Origin of the sequence: Variovorax sp. VaC1 (genome assembly GCF_043658315.1) — a bacterium.
GTDB lineage: Bacteria > Pseudomonadota > Gammaproteobacteria > Burkholderiales > Burkholderiaceae_C > Variovorax.
The window spans coordinates 296,036-316,767 of the sequence record NZ_JBIGLT010000002.1; the positions used below are offsets into that span (position 1 = coordinate 296,036).

A 20,732-nucleotide genomic window follows, 5' to 3' on the forward strand; every position below is an offset into this window, starting at 1 on the left:
AGCGCGTTGTTCATGCAGGCGGGCCCGCCGCGGCCGGCCCCGCGTCCAGCGACCACACGAGAGCCGCGAGCTGCGCCGCATTGACCTGCGACGCACTGAGGAACAGCGCCTCCGACAGGCGCGCCGCGCGGCCGTCGTCCAACTCGCAGCTTTCGGCCAACGCCACGAAAGGGCCATAGAGGCCGCTGCGCGACAGGATGGCCTGCTGCACCGCCTCGGTGAGCTGCACCCTGCGCAGCACGCCTTCCATCGACACGCCCAGCAACTGGTCGAGCAGCGAGAACATGCCCGCCACGAACAGGTTGTCGGCCTCGCTGGCCGGCAGCATGCCCTGCCCGATCAGCTCGACGAAGCGGCCACGCAGGATGGCTTTCTTCATCATGAAGGGCGAGCTGGCCTTGTTGCTGGTGGCCAGCAGCAGCGACAGCCAGCGGTACAGCGGTGAGTAGCCGAGCATGGCCACCGCATGCCGCAGCGAATGGATCTCCACCGCCATGCCGACCGAAGGCGAATTGATGTAGCGCAGCAGGCGGTAGGTGAGCGCGGCGTCGTGCTTGAGGGCGCTTTCGATGGCGCGCACGTCTTCGTTGCGCTGGATCATCTGCATCAGCTTGACGATCAGCAGCGACTCGGGCTGCAGCGCTTCCTCGGCCTCCTTCACCGGCGGATTGCGAAAGGCGCCGTCGACGAAGACATGCACGCGGCGCGCGGCGCAGGCGTCGAACTCCTGCCAGGTGTCCACGCGCGGCGCGATCAGCTCGATGGCCGGCTGGCCCGACTGGCCCGGTTGTGCCTCTTTCTGCAGCCGCTCCACCAGCGCCACATCGCCCACGTTCACCTCGACGTGCGTGACGATGGCGCGCAGCTCGGCGTCGTCCGGCAGCGCGGGCGCGCCGCACAGCATGAAGCCGAAGCCCTGCTCGCGCAGGAACAGCAGGATGGAGCGCATGTCCGCGTCCATCAGGTCGTCGGCGCCCATGCACAGCACCACATTCTGCGGCGGCAGCGATTGCAATTCGCTCTGAAACAGCGCATCGACCGTCACGTCGACGAACAGCATCTGCGGCCCGAGCAGCCATCCGGTGCCTTCGGGGTTCAGGTGCAGGGCCAGCGTGTCCATGAGCGCCTTGACGCCCGCGCCCGCATGCGCGCCCGGCGCCTCGCCCGCCGCGCGCCATGCCATCCGGTAGCCGGTGACGCGGCGCTGCCCGTCGAGCAGCATCGCGTAGGCCACGTGGCCATTGGCGCCGGCATCGGCCGGAGGACGCGAGGCGGCCTCGCCGGTGCCCGCGCCATCGGCGGGCGATGCGTCCCCGGACCCGGAGCGTCGGAAGAAATCGAACCTCATGCGGCGGTCTCCGTCGGCGTGCTCACAGGGCGACGGTGTCCGTTCTCCGGGCGGCACCCGCCAGGGCGGCCGCGCTGGCGGCCTGCGCGCGCTGGATGCGCGGCATCGCGCCCACGTCGATGATGAAGGCCACGCTGCCGTCGCCCAGGATGGTCGCGGCCGAGATGCCCGGCACCTTGCGGTAGTTGGTCTCCAGGTTCTTCACCACCACCTGGTGCTGTCCGAGCAGTTCGTCGACCAGCAGCGCGAAGCGGCTGTCGTCGGCCTGCACGATCACCAGGATGCCCTGCGTGGGGTGCGTCTGCGCACCGGCCACGTCGAACACGCGGTGCAGCTCGATGAGTGGCAGGTACTCGCCGCGCACGCGGATCACATGGCCGTCGGCGGTGATCGAATGCAGGTGCTCCGGCAGCGGCTGCAGCGACTCGATGACATAGCTCAGCGGCAGGATGTAGGCCTCGTCGCCCACCTTGACCGACATGCCGTTCAGGATGGCCAGCGTGAGCGGCAGCACGATGCGCGTGGTGGTGCCCTGCCCGCCGCGCGAATGGATCTCGACATGGCCGCCCATCTCCTGGATGTTGCGCTTGACCACGTCCATGCCGACGCCGCGGCCCGAGATGTCGGTGATCTGCTCGGCGGTGGAGAAGCCGGGCGCGAAGATCAGTTGCCACACCTCTTCGTCGGGCATGGTCTCGCTGACCGGCAGGCCTTGCTGCATGGCCTTGGCGAGGATGCGCTCGCGGTTCAGGCCCGCGCCGTCGTCGCTGACCTCGATCACGATGTTGCCGCCGTGGTGCTGCGCCGACAGCAGCAGCTGGCCGGTGGCGTCCTTGCCCTTGGCCAGGCGCACTTCGGGCGTCTCGATGCCGTGGTCGAGGCTGTTGCGCACCAGGTGCGTGAGCGGGTCGACGATGCGCTCGATCAGGCCCTTGTCGAGCTCGGTCTCCTTGCCGTAGGTGTCCAGGCGCACCTGCTTGCCCAGCTTGGCGCTCACGTCGCGGATCACGCGCGGGAAGCGGCTGAACACGTAGTCCATCGGCATCATGCGGATCGACATCACCGATTCCTGCAGATCGCGCGCATTGCGCTCCAGGTGGCCCAGGCCGCTCAGGAAGCGCTCGTAGGCCACCGGGTCGAGCATGGTCGCGGCCTGCGTGAGCATCGACTGGGTGATGACGAGTTCGCCCACGAGGTTGATGAGCTGGTCGACCTTCTCGACGTCGACGCGGATGGAGCTGGACTCCTTGGCACCGGGCGCTGCTGCTGCGGCCACCGGTGCGGCCACAGCGGCTGCTTGCACGGGGGCGGCTGCGACGATCGGCTTGGCGGGCTCCTCGACAACCACCTCGGGTACGGGCGCCGCCGCGGGCACTTCGGCCGCGTCTGCGCCGGCAGCTTCGCGCGTGATGTCGATCTGCGATTCGTCGATGACGAAGCAGCACACGGCGACGATGTCGTCAGGGTCGCAGGTGGTTTCGAGCATCACCGTGAACTGGTCGTTGCTGCGCGTGCGCGACAGCACCTTGCCCAGGTTGGCCAGCTCGCCGGCGAGCAGATCGCATTCGCTCTCGGACAGCCGCGCAAAGCGGATGCGCAGCACGCCGTCGCCACCGGCTGCCGCTGGCGCTTCGGCCACGACCGGTGCCGCCACGGGTGCGGGCGCCGGGGCAGGCGCTGGCGCAACTGCTGCTGCGGCGGCCGCACCGTCCACACCGCTTTCCAGCGCGAGTTGCTGAAGCACGCCACAGATGTGCGCGACCATTTCAGGGTCCGGCTCCTTGCCGGCCTGGTAGGCGGTGAGTTGTTCTTGCAAGGCGTCCTTCGTTTCCAGAAAGGCATCGATCATCGAACCGTTCAGGCGCAGCTGCCCGTGGCGGGCCCTGTCCAGAAGCGTTTCGAGCACGTGCGTGGTGTTGGTCAAGGCGGTGAAACCGAACGTCGCCGCGCCACCCTTGATGGAGTGCGCCGCGCGAAAGATGGCGTTGAGCTGCTCGCTGTCCGGTGCCTCGACGTCGAGGTCCAGCAGCAGCTGCTCCATCTCCGCGAGAAGCTCGATGGCTTCGACGAAGAAGGCCTGGGTGAATTGACTGAGGTCCATCTGGTTGCTCCGGGGCCTGCGCGCTGTGGCCGGCCGCTTGGTTTGTCGTTGTTATTCCGTCGCGGTGGTCGCCTTGGGCGGCACCGGCTTCGCGGCTTCGGCGGTGGTGGCGGTGACAGCGGCGCGAGCACCGGCGTTGGCAGCCGGCTGCAGCCCGCCGACGCGCGTGACGTCGCCGTCGTTGCTGTTCTCGCGCTCGATGCGCTCCTGCGTGCGATGGTTCAGCAGGATGATGCTGATGCGGCGGTTGATGGGGTTGCGCGGATCGGCGCGGTCCAAGTGCATGCTGTCGGCCAAGCCGATCACGCGCAGCACCTTGTCTTCGGTCATGCCGCCGATCACCAGCTCGCGCCGCGAGGCATTGGCCCGGTCGGCCGACAGCTCCCAGTTGCCGTAGGAACGGTCGTTGGTATAGACGATGGCGTCGGTGTGGCCCGACAGCGTGATCTTGTTCGGCAGCCCGTTGAGTGCGGGCGCCAGCTCGCGCAGGATGGCGCGCATGTGCGGCACCACGCGCGCGCTGGCCAACTCGAACATCGGGCGGTTCTCGCTGTCCACGATCTGCAGGCGCAGGCCCTCGGTGGTGATGTCGATCAAGATCTGCGAGCGGAACTGCTGGAACACCGGGCTCTTCTCGATCAGCTCGTCCAGCTTCTTCTTCATCTCGGCCAGGCGGCTGGCGTCGGCCTCGTCTTCGCTCGCGGTCTCGGTGTGCTTGACCTCGCCTTCGACATGCATCACGTCGGCGCCGCCGCCGGGGATCATGCTGGTGCTGAGGCTGCTTCTTTCGCCGCCGGCCATCGCCACGCGCAGCGGCATGCGGAAGTGCTCGGCGATGCCCTCGCGCTGCTTGGGGCTCGAAATCGACAGCAGCCACATGACGAGGAAGAACGCCATCATGGCCGTCATGAAGTCGGCATAGGCGATCTTCCAGCCGCCGCCGTGATGCGCGCCGCCGCCCGCCTTGTGGACGTGCTTGATGATGATCCGGGGCTTCGCTTCGCTCATGGCCGCTGGTCTTCGCATCTGCGCATCAGCGCGCCTTGACTTCCCGGACGTGGTCGTCCAGCTCGGTGAACGACGGGCGCTCGGTCGAGAACAGCACCTTGCGGCCGAACTCCACGGCCAGCTGCGGCGCGTAGCCATTCAGGCTGGCCAGCAGCGTGACCTTGGCGCACTGGTAGATCTTCATGCCCTCCTCGACCTTCTGCTCGATCAGCGAGGCCAGCGGCGACACGAAGCCATAGGCCAGCAGCACGCCCAGGAAGGTGCCGACCATGGCGTGCGCGATCAGCGCACCCATCTCGGAAGGCGGCAGGTTGGCCGAGGCCAGCGCATGCACCACGCCCATCACGGCCGCGACGATGCCCAGCGCGGGCAGCGCATCGCCCACGCGCGAGAGGCTGTGGCCGGGCACGGCGGCCTCGTGGCGGATGGTCTCGATCTCGTGGTCCATCAGGGCCTCGATCTCGTGCGCGTCGGTGTTGCCGCTGATGACCAGGCGCAGGTAGTCGCACAGGAAGACGGTGATGCCCTCGTGCGCCATGATGTTCGGGTAGCGCTGGAAGATCTCGCTCTGGGCCGGGTCCTCGACGTCGGACTCCAGCTTCATCATGCCTTCCTTGCGGGCCTTGGCGAGCAGCTCGTACAGCAGCGCCAGCAGGTCCATGTAGAGCTGGCGGTTGTGCTTGGAAGAGCGCAGCAGCAGCGGCAGCTCCTTGATGGTCGCCTTGATGGTCTTGCCGTTGTTGCCCGCGATGAACGCACCGAGCGCGGAGCCGCCGATCATGAGCAACTCCACCGGCTGGAACAGGACGCCGAAGTGCCCGCCCATGAGGCCGTAGCCACCAAAGACCGCACCGATCACCACGAGATATCCAACCAGAACCAGCACGCGCTTCCCCTATGCCCTGAGGCTTCAAATCAAAAACCCCGCACCGGGTGGCGGGGCGCTTACCTAGACAGCAGCGCCGCCGATGTCCAGCACCGGAGCCACGGCAATCAAGCCGCCCCGGCGCACTTCCACGACCTTGGGCTTGCGCGCCTTGCCCGCGCGCGAGGGCGGACGACACAGCACGCACACATAACCGTTCTTGTTGTCGTGCGCGTGGGCCACGAAGTGGCCGCCGCACCGGCTGCAGGTGCTCAGCTGCAGCATGTCGCTGTCGAAGAACCGCACCATGGTTTCGGCGCGCGTGAAGTCGAGCACGACCTCGCCGCCCTGCGACTCGACCTGCTCCGAATAGAGGCGGTAGGCCTTGATGAGCGCGGGCAACTCGCTCTCGTCGGCTTCATCGAGCATGAAGCGGTAGATGTTGTAGAACATCGACGAGTGGATGTTGGCCAGCCACGTCATGTACCAGTCGGTGGAAAACGGCAACAGGCCCTTGGGCGGAGAGACGCCCTTGAGTTCCTTGTACAGGCGGATCAGGCGTTCGCGGCTCAGCTTGACCGCGGCCTCCAGAAACTGTAGGCGGGCACCCAGCCCGATCAGTTCGACGGCAAGCTGGACTTGCCGGACTTCGCCCAAAACGCTTTTGCGTGTCATGCGGCCGCCGCACCTGCTTCGCGTATCTGCGACTGGCCCTGCGCCTGGCGCGCCGTCATCAGGATCGACATGTGCGCCTGCTGCAGCGCGGGCTCCTTGCCCTCGCCGACCACCGCGAACATCGGGCGATCGTCCAGCCGGAAGCTGCACAACAGAAAGTTGGAAGCGGCCAGCTTCACGATCTGGCTGAGCGACATGTTCGCCAGCAGATCGGCGAGCTCACGCCCCACGCCGAGCCGGAACATGGCCTCGGCCCGGTCCTGTTTCACCAGCTTCTGGGCAAGCAGCATATAGGCCAGATTAATCTCGCCGATTTCCCTCGAAATCACGCCGCTTGCGTTGACATTGCAATTTTCCATGCTCATTTCCATTTCCGATTCCATGTCCACTCCGCGTTTCAATCAATCGTGTATACATTATATACACAAAGTTTTACACTTTGAAGACTTTGTCATGCTATCGGCAAAAAAAACGTAGGATGAATCCGACACTGAGAATGCTTCTCTCCTATGAGAGCGCCATCCGAAGCCCGATACGAACGGGTCCTGTCCGCGAAATTAGTTGTTACAGATAACCTTCTCGGACGAGGAATTTATTCATCGCCAAATTTGAATTGATAAAGACTATTAACCCTTTTTACAACTCGATCAATGCGAATTGATTCAGCCCTCCGATGATTCATTACTTCGAATAGAACCACAGGTTATTTAATACGCCGGCTGGCCCGTGTCGAACGCCGGCGAGATCCCGGCCTTTTCTTCCAGCCCATAGATCCACGCCATCACTTCGGCGACCGCCCGGTAGAGCTGCGGCGGGATCTGCCGGTCCAGGTCCACCTGCATCAACAGCTTCACGAGGTCGGCGGACGCGTGCACATAAAGCCCGTTCTCGCGCGCCTCGCGCATGATCGATTCGGCGACCACGCCGTAGCCCTTGGCCACGACCACGGGTGCCTTGGTCTTGTCCGCATACGAAAGCGCCACGGCGCTGTGCCGGTTGTCGAGGGCATCGCGTGTGTCAGGTGCGTCGTTCATGCGTGCGCCTTCGCGGTGACCTGCACCTGCTGCAACTGAAGGCCGGCCGCTTCGAAGCGCTGTGCCAGTTGCCGGGCATCGCCGCGCATGCGGGCCATGGTGCTTGCCTCGCTCGCCGACAGATGCGCCTGCACGGTCGGGCCGCTGAGGTTCAGGCGCAGGTCGACTTCACCCAGCCGCGGCAGCACGAGCGACACCGTGGTCGACCAGCGGCGCTGGCTTTCTTCGTTGATGTCCGCATCGGGCTTCGCCTGTTGCTGCTGCTGTTCTTCTTCGACCGACCACGTCATCGGCACATCGGGCCAGGCATGGCCGCTCCAGCGGAAGGCCGCGCTGGCCAGCAGGTCGAGTTGCTGGTGCACGAGCGTGACGGCTTGAGGATGAATCACCTCGCCTCGCGTCGCCTGCGCGGTGGCGGCGTTGTCGGCGACACGGGTGGCCTCGCCCGCCTTGTGGGCCGGCATCGCATCGACCATGTGGGTCATCGACGTGGTTTCGGGTTGGCGATAGGCCGCTTGCACGCGCGCCGCGTCGGGTGAAGAAACCTGCTCGGCTTTCGGCGCAACGCTTGCGGATGCCGATGCGGCATTGCCCTGCACTGATGCATCGCTCGGCACACCGCGCGGCGCGCTCGCATTCGCCGCACGCGCCGCCGGACTCGCATCGGCATCGGACGATGACGATGCCAGCGATTGCTGCTGCACAGCGCCAGCCTGCAACGCATCCATCAACACACCCGAACCGAGCGCCTGCGCCATCGCCTGCGGCACCGCCCCCGCAACCTGCAGCAGCGCAACAGGCACCGCCCAGCGCGCCTGCGGCTCGCGCGCCATCTGCGCCATGCTGCGCGTCCCCGCCGCGAACTCCGCGAGGTGCGACTCGTAGAAGAGTCCACTGTCCGCCACCGTCTGCGCGAGCGCGCCCGCCAGCACCGGCGCGCTCGCGGGTTGCCGCGAAGGCCACAGCGGTGCCGTGCCACGCACCGGCCCCGGCTCCGCCTGCAGATCGGCCAGCACCGCACCGATCACCCGGGCCGCCACCGACAACTGCGTCGCCACCGAAGGCGGTGCACCCGCACCGCCTTGCGCCGCGCCGGCACCGCCGGACACCGCACCCGGTATCTGCCGGTCGAGCGCCGCGTTGGACGGCAGCCGCACGTCGTTGGCGATCCTGCCGATGCCGGCCGCCGCACCGGGCGCGCCGATGGTGGCCTCGGGCTTGATGCCCAGCACGTCGAGCCGCGGCGTGAGCCTTGCGGCCAGCAGCGCATCGATCAGTCCGGCAAGTCCACTCATGGTCGCGGCATCCGGTGGGTCGGTCAGTGCGTCGGCCCGTAGGCCTTGCCCAGGTTCTTCTGCTGGCTCAGGTGTCCCATCCGGCTCAGGAGGTCGTCAAGCTGCGGCTTGATCAGCCCCGACACCTCGGCCTGCTCCGTGCGGATGCGGTCGAGCAGGTGCAGCACCGTCTCGACCTGCGCGGCATCGAGCGTCTCCGTCGGCTCGATGACCCGCAACCTGTCGACGATGGCCGAGCACCGGGACTCGAGCCCCGGGAGCTGACCCCATTCTTTCGCGTGCGCCAGCACCAGCATCAGCGAGACGCTGGAGGCAAGCTCCTCGTAGCAATGAACGACCTCACTCCGGACTGTCATTTTTTCCTGTCTTCAATAGCGGCCGCGCGTCAGCCGCGAACCCGGCCGTCGATCTCCCGCCATGCGGAAGCAATGTTCTCGAGCAACGCATCGGCCTCGTCCAGCGCCTGCACGTCGTTGTGCAGGTTGGCGCGAAACAGCCGCTGGACGATGTAGTCGTACAGCGCCGACAGGTTGCCCACGAGTTCGGCACCGGCATCGCCGGCCGCCGTGGCGTCGAGCGCGGCCTTCAGGCCACTGTCCACGATGCCGATCGCCTTCGAGATCGCGTTGCCCTTGGCCTCGATCTCGCCGGCCGCCATGTGATGCCGCGCCATGCCGATGGCGGTCTTCGCGCCATCGAACAGCATGACGATGAGCTGGTGCGGCGATGCGCTCATCACGCTGGTCTCGACGCCGACGCGTGCATACGCGCCGGCACCGGTGCGAAGGTTGTGAGGTGTGTACATCGACGGCTCCGGTCCCCTGGCTTACTTGCCCTTGTTCGACGTCAGCGCGTTGAACTGCGTCGTGAGGTAGCTCAGCGTGTTGTTCATGCCGCTGATCACCACGTCCAGCTGGTTGAACTGCTTGCGGTAGCGCTCGACGGTGGAATCCACGTGCTCCTTCATCGCGGTGTACTGGCTGTCGAGCTGCTTGAGCGTGGTCGTCACGCCGTCCGACGCCGTCTTGAGCGCGCCGCCGATCGACGTGAGGTCGGTGATCACCGCCGTCAGCTGCTTGCCATAGCCGGCCTTGCTGTCGATCCCGGTCGCAAAGAGCCGCGTAACGCCGTCCAGGTTGGTGTTGATCGCCGCATCGAGCTTCTTCTGGTCGATCGACAGCGTGCCGTCTTTCTGCAGCGACACGCCGATCTCCGTCAGCACCTTCAGCTGCTTCGGGCCGGTGTCCTGCGGCGACACGATGGTCTGGCGCACGCGGCTGAGCAGGTTGCGCAGGGTCGAGTCGCCGGTCAGCGGCGAGGCGGTGTTGGTGTCCTTGTTGTAGGCCGTCAGCGCGCCCGCGGTGCTCTGCAGGGTGTTGTAGGCCTTCACGAAATCGCTGATGGCCGTGCTCACGTTCGCGGTGTCCGGCAGCGCCGTCACGACGCTGTCGCCGCGCTTGAGCAAGTTGAGGGTCGTGCCCTGGATGGCTTCCTTGACGGTGTTGCTCGCGCTGGTCACGGCAATGCCGTTGACGGTGAGCTTGGCGTCTTGCCCCGCCACGGTCTGGCGCAGGTTCTGCGTGCCGGCCGGGTCGTTGCCCAGCAGGTTCTGCAGCGCCGCGTCGCCGGTCACCGAGACGCGCATGGTCGACTGCTCGCCGGACTGCGCCGAGACCAGCACCAGCCGGTTGGGCGTGCCGCTGCCGTCGTTCACGATGCTGGCCTTCACGCCGGCCTTCGAGTTGTTGATCGCGTCGCGGATGCCTTCGAGCGTGTTGTTGCCCGCGCCGATGGAAATGGGCACCGCCGTGCGCGTGGTGTCCTGCGTGAAGGTCGCGCCGGTGTAGGTGCCGGTCGCGGGGTCCAGCGTGCCGCCGGTGATGGCGCCGAAGTCGATGCTGATGGTGCCCACGCCGATGGGGGTGTCCGCCTTGGCCAGGCCGCCCGAGACCAGCGACTGCGCTTGCGCGAGCTTGTCGACGTTGATGTTGTAGGTGCCGGCCGAGGCCTTGTCGGTGCTGCTCGCGGTCAGCACGTCGGTGGGCGTGGCCGTGGTCTTCACGCCGGCGAAGAAGGCCGGGTCGCTCAGCTTCTTGGCGGCGGCCTGCAGGCCGTTGAGCGCACTCTGGATCTGGCCGTAGCCCGACAGCTTGCTCGTGAAGCTGGTCTGGCGTTGCTGCAGCAGTGCCAGCGGCTGGCTTTCCACCGACTGGAGCTTGGTGAGCAAGGTGTTCAGGTCGAGATTGGCGCCGACACCCAGGCTGCTGATCGTTGGCATGTTGGTTTCCTGTTCAATTCAAAAAATTCGGTTCTTCAACAAAGAAGCGCTTCAGGCCCCGTGGCTCACCAGGAGCCCCGACGTCTGGCCGAAGACCTTCGCGATGCGGACCACTTCCTCGGACGGGATCTGCCGGATCACTTCGCCGCTGGCCCGGTCGACCACTTTCACCACGAGCTTGTCGGTGTCCTTGTCGATCTCGAAGCGCAGGCCGACCGCACGGCTTTGCAGCGATGCGTTGACTTCCTTCACCGCGTTCTCGACCTGCGTCGGCGTGGCTTCCTCCACCGCATCGGCCGGCGCATTCGCGCTGATCGACGCACGCATCGCGGCTGTCGCCTGGCCGGAGAACATCTCCGTCCACCAAGGGCCGTCCGCCGCCGGTGCCACCGGAATCGCCATGGTCCAACTCCTCTGTTGTTGTTCGCTGTCCGCTGTGGCCTGGCGCATCGGCGACAAGCCACAAGGGACAGCGCAGGCACTCCCAGGCCTCACCCGGGCGCCTGCGCACCAACCAGCCCTTCCCCGAGGGAAGGGCCTGGCGCTTCAGCGACTGCTGCCGCGAATTACTTCAGCAGCGACAGCACGCCTTGCGTGGTCTGGTTGGCCTGGGCCAGCACCGAGGTACCGGCTTGTTGCAGGATCTGCGCGCGGGTCATGTTCGACACTTCCGTTGCATAGTCGGCGTCTTCGATGCGCGAGCGCGAAGCCGACAGGTTGGTCACCGCGGTGCCCAGGTTGGCGATCACCGAGTCGAAACGGTTCTGCACCGCACCCAGCGAGCTGCGCAGGTTGTCGACCACCTTGAGGGCGGCGTCGATGGTGGCCAGGGGGCTGGCGGTGGAACCGACTTGCAGGCTGTTGACCGACAGCTTCGAGGTGTCGACCGTGAAGGCGGCGGTGGTGGCCAGCGTCGTGGTGTCGGCCGATGCCGGGTCCAGCGCCACGTAGCGGTACATCGTGGTGCCGTCGACGGCGCCGGTGAAGCCCTGGTTGATCAGCGACGAGGTTTCGCCGGCGCCCACGGGCTTGATCGCGACTTCGGCGAACAGGTTGCCGTTCTTGTCGGCAACGGCGTTGCCCGTCAGCTTGGCGCCACCGGCGGCCAGGCCGAGCTTGCTCGACAGGTCGTCGGTCGTCTTTTCCTTGACGGTCGTCAGCGTGACGGCGGTCGTGGCACCGTAGGCGGCCTTCAGCTGGGCAGCCGTGGGCGCGTCGCCGGCACCCGAAGCCACCGTGCCGTTGAAGGCCAGGGAAGCCGTAGCGGTCGGGCCAGCGAGGTTGAAGCCTTGCATGCCGAGCGTCTTGGAGCTGATTTCCTTCAGGTTGATCTGGATGGTTTCGCCGTCGTTCGCGCCGACTTGCACCGTCAGGGGCTTGGCCGTGGAGGACAGGACCTTCACGCCGTTGAAATCGGTCTGTGCCGAGGTACGGTCGATTTCAGCGAGGCGCAGGCCGATTTCGTCCTGGATCGACTTCAGGTCCGAAGGCGAGTTCGACGTGTTGCCGGCTTGCACGGCCAGTTCGCGGATGCGCTGCAGGTTGTTGTTGACTTCGGTCAACGCGCCTTCAGTGGTTTGCGCGAGCGAGATGCCGTCGTTGGCGTTGCGCGAAGCTTGCGTCAGGCCCTTGATGTTGGCGGTGAAGCGGTTGGCGATGGCCTGGCCGGCGGCATCGTCCTTGGCGCTGTTGATGCGCAGGCCCGACGACAGGCGCTGGATCGCCGTGTTCAGCGACGACTGCGACTTCGAGAGGTTGTTCTGCGTGAGCAGCGAAAGAGAATTGGTGTTAATGACTGATGCCATTTTCGACTCCTGGTTTACGAAGGTTGTGGTAACCGGCACAAGGCCGTAACGCTGGACCCGCTCCTTGTCAGACTCAAGCCATCGTTGGTTTGGTTATCGGCCGGCGTCTTCAAACATTTAGGGCGGCGTACAAAAAAGTTCCACGTACCGCCGCCCGCACCACAACCCGCACCCCATCAAGCCTGCAGGTTCATCACTTCCTGATAGGCGCCCACCAGCCGGTTGCGCACCTGCAACCCGGTCTGGAAAGCCACGTTGGCCTTCTGCAGATCCACCATCACGTCGTTCAGCGCGACGCCGGGCTTGCCCAGCTCGAACGACTCGGCCTGCGCATAGGCCTGCTGCTGCGCGCCGCTGATGTTGGCAAGCGAGCGCTTGAGCTCGGCCGCGAAGCCACCCGCCTCGACGGGCGAGCCGGACGCGGGTGCGATGCCGGTGGTGAGCGCAGTGGCGCGCATCTGCTGCAGGACCGATTCGATGGCGTTGATCGACATGAAGATTTCTTTTTCCGTGTGAACACTTCGCGTGACTTGACATGGAGGACCCGGGTCCAGGCCCTCCGGCTTGCGTGCAGCGTAACAAGGGAAGACCCCGATTCAAGCGCTCAACTGAGGGCAAAAACCCCGGCTGTTCGACCGATCGAATTCCAGGGCGACTGTTGACAATCGTTCGCGAAACGAACAGGCCGCGGACGACATCACCGGCCCCCGGAATGAACTCTCAACACCGAATCTCCTCCCCCACCATGGCGCTGGACGACTGCGGCCCGAAGGCCGCGACGAAGGTGCGCCCATGAGCACTGCAGCGCCCGCGGGCAGCCTGCCGGCGGCCAACGGCCTCCCCCCGATCCTGGACCGCATGCGCGCCCAGCCGAAGCTGCCGATGATCGTCGGCGCAGCGGCCGTGGTGGCCGCGGCGGCCGCGTTCCTGCTGTGGAGCCGCGCGCCCGACTACAAGGTGCTCTACACCAACGTGTCGGACCGCGACGGCGGCGCGATCATCGCGTCGCTGCAGCAGATGAACGTGCCCTACAAGTTCGCCGAAGGCGGCGGCGCGATCCTGATCGCGGGCGACAAGGTGGCCGAAACGCGCCTGAAGCTCGCGGCCCAGGGCCTGCCCAAGGCCGGCGGCGTCGGCTTCGAACTGATGGACAACCAGAAGTTCGGCACCAGCCAGTTCGCCGAGCAGATCAACTACCAGCGCGGGCTCGAAGGCGAGCTGGCGCGCTCCATCGAATCCATCGGCACCATCGAGTCGGCGCGCGTGCACCTGGCGCTGCCCAAGCCCTCGCTGTTCGTGCGCGACCAGAAGAAGCCCTCGGCTTCGGTGGTGCTGAGCCTGATGCGCGGGCGCAGCATCGACGAAGGCCAGGTCAGCGCCATCGTGCACATGGTCTCCAGCAGCGTGCCCGACCTGGACGCCAAGAACGTCACCGTGGTCGACCAGCGCGGCAACCTGCTGTCGTCGGCGCGCGGCACCAACCAGGGGCTGGACGTGAGCCAGCTCAAGTATGCGCAGGAGATCGAGCAGGGCTACATCCGCCGCATCGAGGCCATCCTGCAGCCCATCGTCGGCACGGCCAATGTGCGCGCGCAGGTCGCGGCCGACATCGACTTCACGGTGGTCGAGCACACCGACGAGAAGTACAAGCCCAACCAGGACCCGACGCAGTCGGCCATCCGCAGCCAGCAGACCAGCGAGTCGGCGCAGCACAACGGCGGGCCGCCCGGCGGCGTGCCGGGCGCGCTGTCGAACCAGCCGCCCGTGAACCCGAGCGCGCCCATCGTCGGCCCGCGCGCGCCCAACGCGCCGGGCACGCCGCCCGCGGGAACGCCGGGCGCACCGGGAGCACCAGGCGTGCCGGGTGCCACCACCACCGCCACGTCGGGCGCGGCCTCGGGCCCGAGCAACACGCGCAAGGACGTCACCACCAACTACGAGCTGGACCGCACCATCCGCCACGTGCAGCAAGCCGCAGGCGGCGTGAAGCGCCTGTCGGTGGCCGTGGTTGTGAACAACCGCGACGTGGCCGATGCCGCGGGCAAGGTCACCAGCCGCGCGCTGACGCCGGCCGAGCTGGAGCAGATCCGCAACCTCGCGAAGGAGGCGATGGGCTTCAGCCAGGAGCGCGGTGACTCGCTCAACGTGGTCAACAGCGCCTTCGCCCGCGACGCCGAGAGCGGCCCCGCGCCCGAAGTCCCGTTCTGGCGCGACCGCGAGAACATCGAGATAGGCAAGACCCTCGGGCAGTACCTGCTGCTTGGCCTGCTGGCGCTCTTCGCCTGGCTCGCCGTGGTGCGGCCGCTGATGCGCCGCCACCTGGCCAGCGCACCGCCGCCGGTCGCCGCTCCCGCGTTCGATCCGGTCGCCGAGCCGGGCCCGGCGGGCCCATCGCCCGCCGAGAGCCTGCGCGAACGCGAAGCCAACCGCCAGAAGGCCGACATGGACTACGCCCACCAGGTGGCGGACAAAGACCCGAAGCTGGTCGCCACCCTGATCCAGCACTGGATGAACACCGATGAGTAGCGAACTGGGAACCCGCAAGGGCGCGATCTTGCTGATGGCGCTGGGCGAAGACCGCGCCGCCGCCGCGCTGCATCAGCTGCCCACCTCCGAGGTGCAGGCGCTGGGCCTGGCCATGTCCAAGCTCAGCTCGGTCTCCAAGGACGAGCTGGCCGCCGTGCTGGCCGAGTTCCGGCAAGAGACCGAGCAGCTCTCGGCCCTGCACCTGGGCTCGACCAGCTACATCCGCGCCGTGCTGAAGAAGGCACTGGGCGACGACCGCGCCAGCAACCTGCTCGAAGACATCCTGCAGCCCGACGAGCCGCACGGCGGCATCGAGCGGCTCAATGAACTCGAGGCCGGCGAAGTGGCCGAGCTGATCCGCGACGAGCATCCTCAGATCCTTGCGACGCTGCTAGTGCACCTGGACCGCATGAAGGCATCGGAAGTGCTCGAGAAGCTGCCCGCGCGCCTGCGCCACGACGTGATCATGCGCGTGGCCACCTTCGGCGGCGTGCAGCCCTCGGCGCTGAACGAGCTGACCGACGTGCTCACCGAAATGCTCGCGGGCCAGGGCCTGCGCCGCAGCCGCCTGGGCGGCGTGCGCACCGCGGCCGAGATCGTCAACCTGATGAGCACGGCGGTGGAAGAAGAAGCCATTGCCCACGTGCGCGAACAGGACGAGGCGCTGGCCCAGCGCATCGTCGACGAGATGTTCGTGTTCGAGAACCTGCTCGGCCTGGAAGACCGCAGCATCCAGCGCCTGCTCAAGGACATCGAGAGCGACTCGCTCATCATCGCGCTCAAGGGCGCGCCGATGGAGCTGCGCGACAAGTTCCTCAACAACATGTCGCAGCGCGCGGCCGAGACCCTGCGCGAAGACATGGAGCTGCGCGGACCGGTGCGCGTGTCGCAGGTCGAGACCGAACAGAAGGCCATCCTGCAGGTGGCACGCCGCCTTGCCGAGGCCGGCGAAATCGTGATTGCGGCGCCTGGCACCGATGACTTCGTCTGACCCCAACGCCTTCGGCGGATCGCGCGAACGCCTCGCGGCCATCCATGCGGCGGCCAGCCAGGCCGCACCCGGAAAGTCCGGCAAGGCCGGCAAGCCCGCGCTCTCGGCCTGGGAGCGCTGGGAGATGGGCACGCTCGACGACAAGGCCGCGGCATCCACACTTCATGCGTCGCGCAAGGCCGCCGAGCGCAACAGCACACCGGCGGCACCGCCCGCACCGAAGGTCGATCTGGCCGACCTCGCCCGCATCCGCAAGGAAGCCCGCACCAACGGCGAAGCCGAGGGCCGCATCGCGGGCCTGGCCGAAGGCCGCAAGGTCGGCCACACCGAAGGCCTGGCCACCGGCCTTGCGGCCGCCAGCGTGCATGCCGAACGCCTGCGCGCGCTGGCCCAGTCGCTGCCCGATGCCTTGCGCCGCGCCGAAGGCGAACTGGCCGAGGCCGTGCTCGCGCTTGCGCTCGACGTGGCGCGCCAAGTGGTGCATCGCACCCTGCAGGCCGAACCCGAATGGGTGCTGCCGCTGGCGCGCGACATGCTCAACACCGAGCCCGCGCTGCGCGGCGAACCGCGCCTGCTGCTGCACCCCGACGACGTGGCGCTGGTGAAGAACAGCCTGGGCAACGAGATCGAGGCCGCCGGCTGGCAGGTGCGCTCCGACGACAGCATCGAGCGCGGCGGCTGCCGCGTACAGTCCGCCACCGGCGAACTCGACGGCAGCCTGCAGACCCGCTGGAAGCGCGTGAGCGCGGCCCTGCGCGGCGACGCCGACGGCGAGGCCGAAGCGCCCTGACCCCGATGCAGACCGCCGCCACCAACCCCCATCTGCAATCCGTGCTGGCCGCGCTCGACAAGGCGCGTGGCAACGTCGGCCGCTGCGCGACCACCACCGCCTCGGGCCGTCTCACGCGCGCCGTCGGCCTGGTGCTCGAAGCTGTGGGCCTGCAACTGCCCGTGGGCAGCGACTGCCTGATCGAGTTGCCGCCCGGCCATCCGCAACGCCATGCCGAGGCCGAGGTTGTGGGCTTCGCCGGCGACCGCCTCTTCCTCATGTCGCAGACCGAAGTGGCGGGCCTGCTGCCCGGCGCGCGCGTGTTCGCGCGGCCCGGCCTGCTGGAGCCCGGCGCGACCGGCGACGCGCACACCAAGCGCCTGCCGGTGGGCGAAGGCATGCTCGGCCGCGTGGTCGATGCGGCCGGCCGTCCGCTCGACGGGCTCGGCCCGCTCGACGTCTCGCGCAAGGTGCCGCTGGCTTCGCCGCCGATCAACCCGCTGTCGCGCGCAGCCATCGACTCGGTGCTCGACGTCGGCGTGCGCGCCATCAACGCGATGCTCACCGTCGGCCGTGGCCAGCGCATGGGCCTGTTCGCCGGCTCCGGCGTGGGCAAGAGCGTGTTGCTGGGCATGATGGCGCGCTACACCAGCGCCGAAGTGATCGTGGTCGGCCTGATCGGCGAACGCGGCCGCGAGGTGAAGGACTTCATCGAGAACACGCTGGGCGAAGAAGGCCTGGCCCGCGCCGTGGTGGTGGCTGCACCCGCCGACAACTCGCCGCTGCTGCGCCTGCAGGGCGCGGCCTATGCAACCTGCCTGGCCGAGTACTTCCGCGACCAGGGCCGCGACGTACTGCTCATCATGGATTCGCTCACCCGCTACGCGATGGCGCAGCGCGAGATCGCATTGGCCGTGGGCGAACCGCCCGCCACCAAGGGCTATCCGCCTTCGGTGTTCGCGCGCCTGCCGGCGCTGGTCGAACGCGCCGGCAACGGCGCGCGCGACGCGCAGGGCCGGGGCGGCTCGATCACCGCCTTCTACACGGTGCTGTCGGAAGGCGACGACCAGCAGGACCCGATTGCCGACGCGGCGCGCGCCATCCTGGACGGCCACGTGGTGCTGTCGCGCACGCTGGCCGAGGCGGGGCACTACCCCGCCATCGACATCGAGGCCTCGATCAGCCGCGCCATGACCGCGCTGATTTCGCCCGGGCAGTTCGACACCGTGCGCCGCTTCAAGCAGATGCTGTCGCGCTACCAGCGCAACCGCGACCTGATCAGCGTGGGCGCCTATGCGCCCGGCCACGACCTGCAGCTGGACCAGGCCATTGCGATGTATCCGCGCATCGAGGCCTTCCTGCAGCAGTCGATGCACGAGCGCACCGACTACACGGAGTCCATCGCCCACCTGGACAGCCTGTTCGAGCCCGAGCCACCACGGATGCAGATGAAGCAAGGACGCACATGAGCAGCAAGCTACCCCTGGACATGCTGATCGACCTGGCGCAGAACCAGACCGACGACGCCGCGCGCCGCCTGGGCGCGCTGCAGAGCGCGCACCTGAGCGCGCAACAGAAGCTCGACCTGCTGCTGCAGTACCGCCAGGACTATCACGACCAGCTCGATGCGCTGATGCGCGGCGGCCTGCCTTCTTCGCAGTGGCGCAACTACCGCAACTTTCTCGGCACGCTGGACGGCGCCATCGAGCAGCAGCGCGCCATCGCCACCCAGACCGAGAACCGGCTCGACCGTGGCCGCACCGACTGGCAGCAGGAAAAGCGCCGCCTCAATTCATTCGACACCCTTGCCGAGCGCGTGCGGCTGCAGGCGCTGATGGTCGAGGCCAAGCGCGAGCAGCGCGACAGCGACGAGCGCGCCGCCCGCAAGTTCTTCGACCGGGCCTCCCACCCGACCCTCTGAATTCCCAGGAATCGACATGCCTCCCATGATCACGCCTTCCGTCATTCCCAACGCCGCGGGCCAGCCGGTCGCGCAAGGCGGCACGCGCGGCCGCAGCACCGACGAGGCACAGGGCCGCAGCTTCGGCGCCGCGCTCGACCGCTCGCGCAACGGCAACGCCGCGAAAGCGCAGGACGAGAGCACCGATGTCTCCGTTGTCGACCGCAAGCCGCTGCGCAAGGCGGAGCCCGCCGAGGACACGAAAGACGCGCTGCCCACCGACCCGAACCTCGCCTTTCTCGCGCCCGCGAACACGCCGCTGCACGCGCTGACGCTCGCGGGTCGCACAGCCGCGCAGGACGGCCGCGCTGCCGATGCATCCGACGTGCCGCTCGCCGCCGGTGTGGCGACGACGGACATCCCCGTGGATGCCGCCGCGCCCGACGCGGCATCGAAGACCCCGCCCGGCACGGTGCTGACGGGCGCCGACACCGAGGCCACGCCCAAGGCCGCGTTCGCGGGCAAGGACGCCGTGGAGAAGACGGCCGCCCCAGTCGCACAGAACACCCCGGCCGATGCCAGTGCCGCGGCACCCGCGCCGCCCGCCTCGCTGCAGGACATCGTTCGCGCCGCCGTGGCCGCGCAGACGATGACCGTCGGCGGCGGCAAGCCGTCGTCCGCGCCTGCCGGGCCCAACGTCGGCACAGCCGCGGCAGGCCGCACCGGCGCATCGCGCGCCGCCGTGAGCACGACCACCGCCGAGCAACTGGCAGCCGCAGCCCAACCCAAGGCGGCCGAAGAAGCGAAGGCCGTGGCCGCATCCACCGCCGCCGTGCCGACTGCCGCCACCGGCGAGCAGCGCGCGGATACCGCCGTTGCCACCGCGCCCATTGCGGTCCCGCAGCCCGCCACCGTCGCCGCGTCGAGCGAGCGCGCGGCCGATGCATCCGCCACGCGCGGCCCGCTGCACACCATCGCGCCCGAAGTCGGCAGCGAGAAGTGGGCGCCGGCCCTGGGCCAGCAGCTCGCGCGCATGAGCATCAGCGGCCAGCACACGGCCGAGCTGAACCTCAACCCGGCCGGCCTCGGCCCGCTGAAGGTCACGCTGTCGATGGGCGAGAACCAGGCGCAGGCCATGTTCGTGTCGGCCCACGAAAGCGTGCGCAAGGCCATCGAGGCCGCGCTGCCGCAGCTGCGCACCAACCTGTCGGAGCAAGGCATCACACTGGGCCAGGCCTCGGTCGGTGCGGAAACCCGCCAGCCCTTCGGGCAGGACGCCGCGTTCGCGCAGCAGCAGCATCAACAGCAGCAGAACGCCGCGCGGCAGCAGCAAGGCCCCGCCTACCCCGGCAGCGGCCGTGCCGCCGCCAGCACGCAGGCCGTGCCGGTTGTTGCCACGCGCGCCAGTGTTGCCGGCAACGCGAGCCCCGGCGTCGACACCTTCGCCTGAGGCCTTCGCCCCCATCGCCTCCCGCCCTCGACGGCGCCGTTCGCGGCGCCCGGCAATGAACGGATATGACACGCCTTTGTGCGCTTGTTCGGCCGTTCGTTCGGGGGGGACTTCGCAAAGAATAGATCGGACACGTCAACCCGCTTCACCATGGCTTCTTCTTCTCCAGTCGCAACCGCCGCCGCCCCTCTTTCGGCCGCGTCGCCGGCCCCACGCCGCTCCTCGAAGCTGCTGATCGCCCTCGTGATCGTCGTCGGCATCGCCGCTGCCGGCGCGGCCGCGTATGTCTTCATTCCGCGCCTGACGGGCGGCGCCCCGGCCACCACCGAAGCGGCCAAGGCCCCTACGCCCGAGAAGCCGATCTTCGTGATGCTGGACCCGCTGACCGTCAACCTCCAGTCCGAAGGCCGCTCGCGCTTTCTGCAGATCGGCATGGCGCTGAAGGTGCGCGACGAGCAGACCAAGGCGCACATCGTCGAGTTCATGCCCGAGCTGCGCAGCCGCCTGCTCGTGCTGCTGTCGAACCGCCCGCCCGAGTCGCTGGTCACGCCGGAAGACAAGGCCAGGCTGGCCGAGGAAATCCGCAAGGCCCTGAACGCGCCGCTGGCCGCCGAGATGCCCGAGCTGGGCATTGCGAGCGTCTCCTTCAACACCTTCGTCGTGCAGTGACATCCCTCTCCAGACAAG

21 protein-coding genes are annotated in these 20,732 nt (G+C 67.8%); 7 read left to right on the forward strand and 14 right to left on the reverse strand.

The features are described 5' to 3' along the window. Positions 1-10: 10 nt before the first annotated feature. From ACGLHS_RS08340 to fliE, 14 genes are all read right to left on the reverse strand, one after another. Positions 11-1,348 (reverse strand): EAL and HDOD domain-containing protein, encoded by a 1,338-nt coding sequence (locus ACGLHS_RS08340; protein WP_394478688.1) that lies wholly within the window; start codon positions 1,346-1,348, stop codon positions 11-13. Between the two features lie 22 nt (positions 1,349-1,370). Then, positions 1,371-3,449, reverse strand: coding sequence for a chemotaxis protein CheA (cheA, locus tag ACGLHS_RS08345; RefSeq protein WP_394478690.1), 2,079 nt, complete (start codon positions 3,447-3,449; stop codon positions 1,371-1,373). Between the two features lie 51 nt (positions 3,450-3,500). Then, positions 3,501-4,457 (reverse strand): flagellar motor protein MotB, encoded by a 957-nt coding sequence (gene motB / locus ACGLHS_RS08350; protein WP_093238299.1) that lies wholly within the window; start codon positions 4,455-4,457, stop codon positions 3,501-3,503. A gap of 25 nt (positions 4,458-4,482) precedes the next feature. Then, positions 4,483-5,343 carry a flagellar motor stator protein MotA gene (gene motA, locus ACGLHS_RS08355; protein WP_093238298.1) on the reverse strand — a complete coding sequence of 287 codons (861 nt, stop codon included), beginning with the start codon at positions 5,341-5,343 and terminating at the stop codon, positions 4,483-4,485. Positions 5,344-5,406: 63 nt separating this feature from the next. Beyond that, a complete protein-coding gene (gene flhC / locus ACGLHS_RS08360; RefSeq protein ID WP_093238296.1) occupies positions 5,407-5,997 on the reverse strand; it encodes a flagellar transcriptional regulator FlhC in 591 nt (196 codons plus the stop codon). After that, entirely contained in the window at positions 5,994-6,380 is a 387-nt protein-coding gene (gene flhD / locus ACGLHS_RS08365) for a flagellar transcriptional regulator FlhD (RefSeq protein ID WP_256327221.1), read from the reverse strand. Before flhD ends, flhC begins: the two co-directional genes overlap by 4 nt. 324 nt (positions 6,381-6,704) lie before the next feature. Beyond that, positions 6,705-7,031, reverse strand: a complete 327-nt coding sequence (locus ACGLHS_RS08370; RefSeq protein ID WP_394478695.1) for an EscU/YscU/HrcU family type III secretion system export apparatus switch protein — start codon at positions 7,029-7,031, stop codon at positions 6,705-6,707. Continuing rightward, positions 7,028-8,326, reverse strand: a complete 1,299-nt coding sequence (locus tag ACGLHS_RS08375) for a flagellar hook-length control protein FliK (RefSeq protein WP_394478698.1) — start codon at positions 8,324-8,326, stop codon at positions 7,028-7,030. Before ACGLHS_RS08375 ends, ACGLHS_RS08370 begins: the two co-directional genes overlap by 4 nt. Before the next feature lie 23 nt (positions 8,327-8,349). Next, positions 8,350-8,682, reverse strand: a complete 333-nt coding sequence (locus ACGLHS_RS08380) for a flagellar protein FliT (protein WP_093238292.1) — start codon at positions 8,680-8,682, stop codon at positions 8,350-8,352. Between the two features lie 29 nt (positions 8,683-8,711). Then, positions 8,712-9,131, reverse strand: a complete 420-nt coding sequence (gene fliS / locus ACGLHS_RS08385; protein ID WP_093238290.1) for a flagellar export chaperone FliS — start codon at positions 9,129-9,131, stop codon at positions 8,712-8,714. A 21-nt stretch (positions 9,132-9,152) separates the two neighbouring features. After that, complete coding sequence (gene fliD, locus ACGLHS_RS08390; protein ID WP_093238288.1) at positions 9,153-10,604, reverse strand: flagellar filament capping protein FliD; 1,452 nt, start codon at positions 10,602-10,604, stop codon at positions 9,153-9,155. Between the two features lie 51 nt (positions 10,605-10,655). Further along, positions 10,656-11,006 carry a flagellar protein FlaG gene (locus ACGLHS_RS08395; RefSeq protein WP_176801050.1) on the reverse strand — a complete coding sequence of 117 codons (351 nt, stop codon included), beginning with the start codon at positions 11,004-11,006 and terminating at the stop codon, positions 10,656-10,658. Between the two features lie 164 nt (positions 11,007-11,170). Then, positions 11,171-12,409 carry a FliC/FljB family flagellin gene (locus ACGLHS_RS08400; RefSeq protein WP_093238286.1) on the reverse strand — a complete coding sequence of 413 codons (1,239 nt, stop codon included), beginning with the start codon at positions 12,407-12,409 and terminating at the stop codon, positions 11,171-11,173. Positions 12,410-12,585: 176 nt separating this feature from the next. Then, positions 12,586-12,903, reverse strand: a complete 318-nt coding sequence (gene fliE, locus ACGLHS_RS08405) for a flagellar hook-basal body complex protein FliE (protein ID WP_093238285.1) — start codon at positions 12,901-12,903, stop codon at positions 12,586-12,588. A 298-nt stretch (positions 12,904-13,201) separates the two neighbouring features. Here fliE and fliF point away from each other — a divergent pair, with 298 nt between their 5' ends. From fliF to fliL, 7 genes are all read left to right on the forward strand, one after another. Beyond that, complete coding sequence (gene fliF / locus ACGLHS_RS08410) at positions 13,202-14,935, forward strand: flagellar basal-body MS-ring/collar protein FliF (protein ID WP_394478704.1); 1,734 nt, start codon at positions 13,202-13,204, stop codon at positions 14,933-14,935. Beyond that, the gene (gene fliG, locus ACGLHS_RS08415; protein WP_093238282.1) at positions 14,928-15,926 is read left to right on the forward strand and encodes a flagellar motor switch protein FliG; all 999 of its coding nucleotides are present in this window, start codon (positions 14,928-14,930) and stop codon (positions 15,924-15,926) included. The genes fliF and fliG overlap by 8 nt, the downstream gene beginning before the upstream one ends. Then, complete coding sequence (gene fliH, locus ACGLHS_RS08420; protein ID WP_394478707.1) at positions 15,913-16,716, forward strand: flagellar assembly protein FliH; 804 nt, start codon at positions 15,913-15,915, stop codon at positions 16,714-16,716. The genes fliG and fliH overlap by 14 nt, the downstream gene beginning before the upstream one ends. Positions 16,717-16,721: 5 nt before the next feature. After that, positions 16,722-18,164, forward strand: coding sequence for a flagellar protein export ATPase FliI (fliI, locus tag ACGLHS_RS08425; RefSeq protein ID WP_394478710.1), 1,443 nt, complete (start codon positions 16,722-16,724; stop codon positions 18,162-18,164). Further along, complete coding sequence (gene fliJ, locus ACGLHS_RS08430) at positions 18,161-18,616, forward strand: flagellar export protein FliJ (protein ID WP_093238278.1); 456 nt, start codon at positions 18,161-18,163, stop codon at positions 18,614-18,616. Before fliI ends, fliJ begins: the two co-directional genes overlap by 4 nt. 16 nt (positions 18,617-18,632) lie before the next feature. After that, a complete protein-coding gene (locus ACGLHS_RS08435; RefSeq protein ID WP_394478713.1) occupies positions 18,633-20,045 on the forward strand; it encodes a flagellar hook-length control protein FliK in 1,413 nt (470 codons plus the stop codon). 150 nt (positions 20,046-20,195) lie between these two features. Beyond that, positions 20,196-20,714 carry a flagellar basal body-associated protein FliL gene (fliL, locus tag ACGLHS_RS08440; protein ID WP_394478715.1) on the forward strand — a complete coding sequence of 173 codons (519 nt, stop codon included), beginning with the start codon at positions 20,196-20,198 and terminating at the stop codon, positions 20,712-20,714. Positions 20,715-20,732: the final 18 nt, after the last annotated feature.

Excerpts from the sequence above, each read along its gene's own strand:
- fliF (WP_394478704.1), top strand. The coding sequence starts at position 13,202 with ATGAGCACTGCAGCGCCCGCGGGCAGCCTGCCGGCGGCCAACGGCCTC.
- fliD (WP_093238288.1), bottom strand. The coding sequence starts at position 10,604 with ATGCCAACGATCAGCAGCCTGGGTGTCGGCGCCAATCTCGACCTGAAC.
- fliL (WP_394478715.1), top strand. The coding sequence starts at position 20,196 with ATGGCTTCTTCTTCTCCAGTCGCAACCGCCGCCGCCCCTCTTTCGGCC.
- flhC (WP_093238296.1), bottom strand. The coding sequence starts at position 5,997 with ATGACACGCAAAAGCGTTTTGGGCGAAGTCCGGCAAGTCCAGCTTGCC.
- fliE (WP_093238285.1), bottom strand. The coding sequence starts at position 12,903 with ATGTCGATCAACGCCATCGAATCGGTCCTGCAGCAGATGCGCGCCACT.
- ACGLHS_RS08380 (WP_093238292.1), bottom strand. The coding sequence starts at position 8,682 with ATGACAGTCCGGAGTGAGGTCGTTCATTGCTACGAGGAGCTTGCCTCC.
- flhD (WP_256327221.1), bottom strand. The coding sequence starts at position 6,380 with ATGGAATCGGAAATGGAAATGAGCATGGAAAATTGCAATGTCAACGCA.
- fliI (WP_394478710.1), top strand. The coding sequence starts at position 16,722 with ATGCAGACCGCCGCCACCAACCCCCATCTGCAATCCGTGCTGGCCGCG.
- ACGLHS_RS08375 (WP_394478698.1), bottom strand. The coding sequence starts at position 8,326 with ATGAGTGGACTTGCCGGACTGATCGATGCGCTGCTGGCCGCAAGGCTC.
- fliJ (WP_093238278.1), top strand. The coding sequence starts at position 18,161 with ATGAGCAGCAAGCTACCCCTGGACATGCTGATCGACCTGGCGCAGAAC.
- ACGLHS_RS08435 (WP_394478713.1), top strand. The coding sequence starts at position 18,633 with ATGCCTCCCATGATCACGCCTTCCGTCATTCCCAACGCCGCGGGCCAG.
- ACGLHS_RS08395 (WP_176801050.1), bottom strand. The coding sequence starts at position 11,006 with ATGGCGATTCCGGTGGCACCGGCGGCGGACGGCCCTTGGTGGACGGAG.
- fliG (WP_093238282.1), top strand. The coding sequence starts at position 14,928 with ATGAGTAGCGAACTGGGAACCCGCAAGGGCGCGATCTTGCTGATGGCG.
- ACGLHS_RS08340 (WP_394478688.1), bottom strand. The coding sequence starts at position 1,348 with ATGAGGTTCGATTTCTTCCGACGCTCCGGGTCCGGGGACGCATCGCCC.
- ACGLHS_RS08370 (WP_394478695.1), bottom strand. The coding sequence starts at position 7,031 with ATGAACGACGCACCTGACACACGCGATGCCCTCGACAACCGGCACAGC.
- ACGLHS_RS08400 (WP_093238286.1), bottom strand. The coding sequence starts at position 12,409 with ATGGCATCAGTCATTAACACCAATTCTCTTTCGCTGCTCACGCAGAAC.
- cheA (WP_394478690.1), bottom strand. The coding sequence starts at position 3,449 with ATGGACCTCAGTCAATTCACCCAGGCCTTCTTCGTCGAAGCCATCGAG.
- motB (WP_093238299.1), bottom strand. The coding sequence starts at position 4,457 with ATGAGCGAAGCGAAGCCCCGGATCATCATCAAGCACGTCCACAAGGCG.
- fliH (WP_394478707.1), top strand. The coding sequence starts at position 15,913 with ATGACTTCGTCTGACCCCAACGCCTTCGGCGGATCGCGCGAACGCCTC.
- fliS (WP_093238290.1), bottom strand. The coding sequence starts at position 9,131 with ATGTACACACCTCACAACCTTCGCACCGGTGCCGGCGCGTATGCACGC.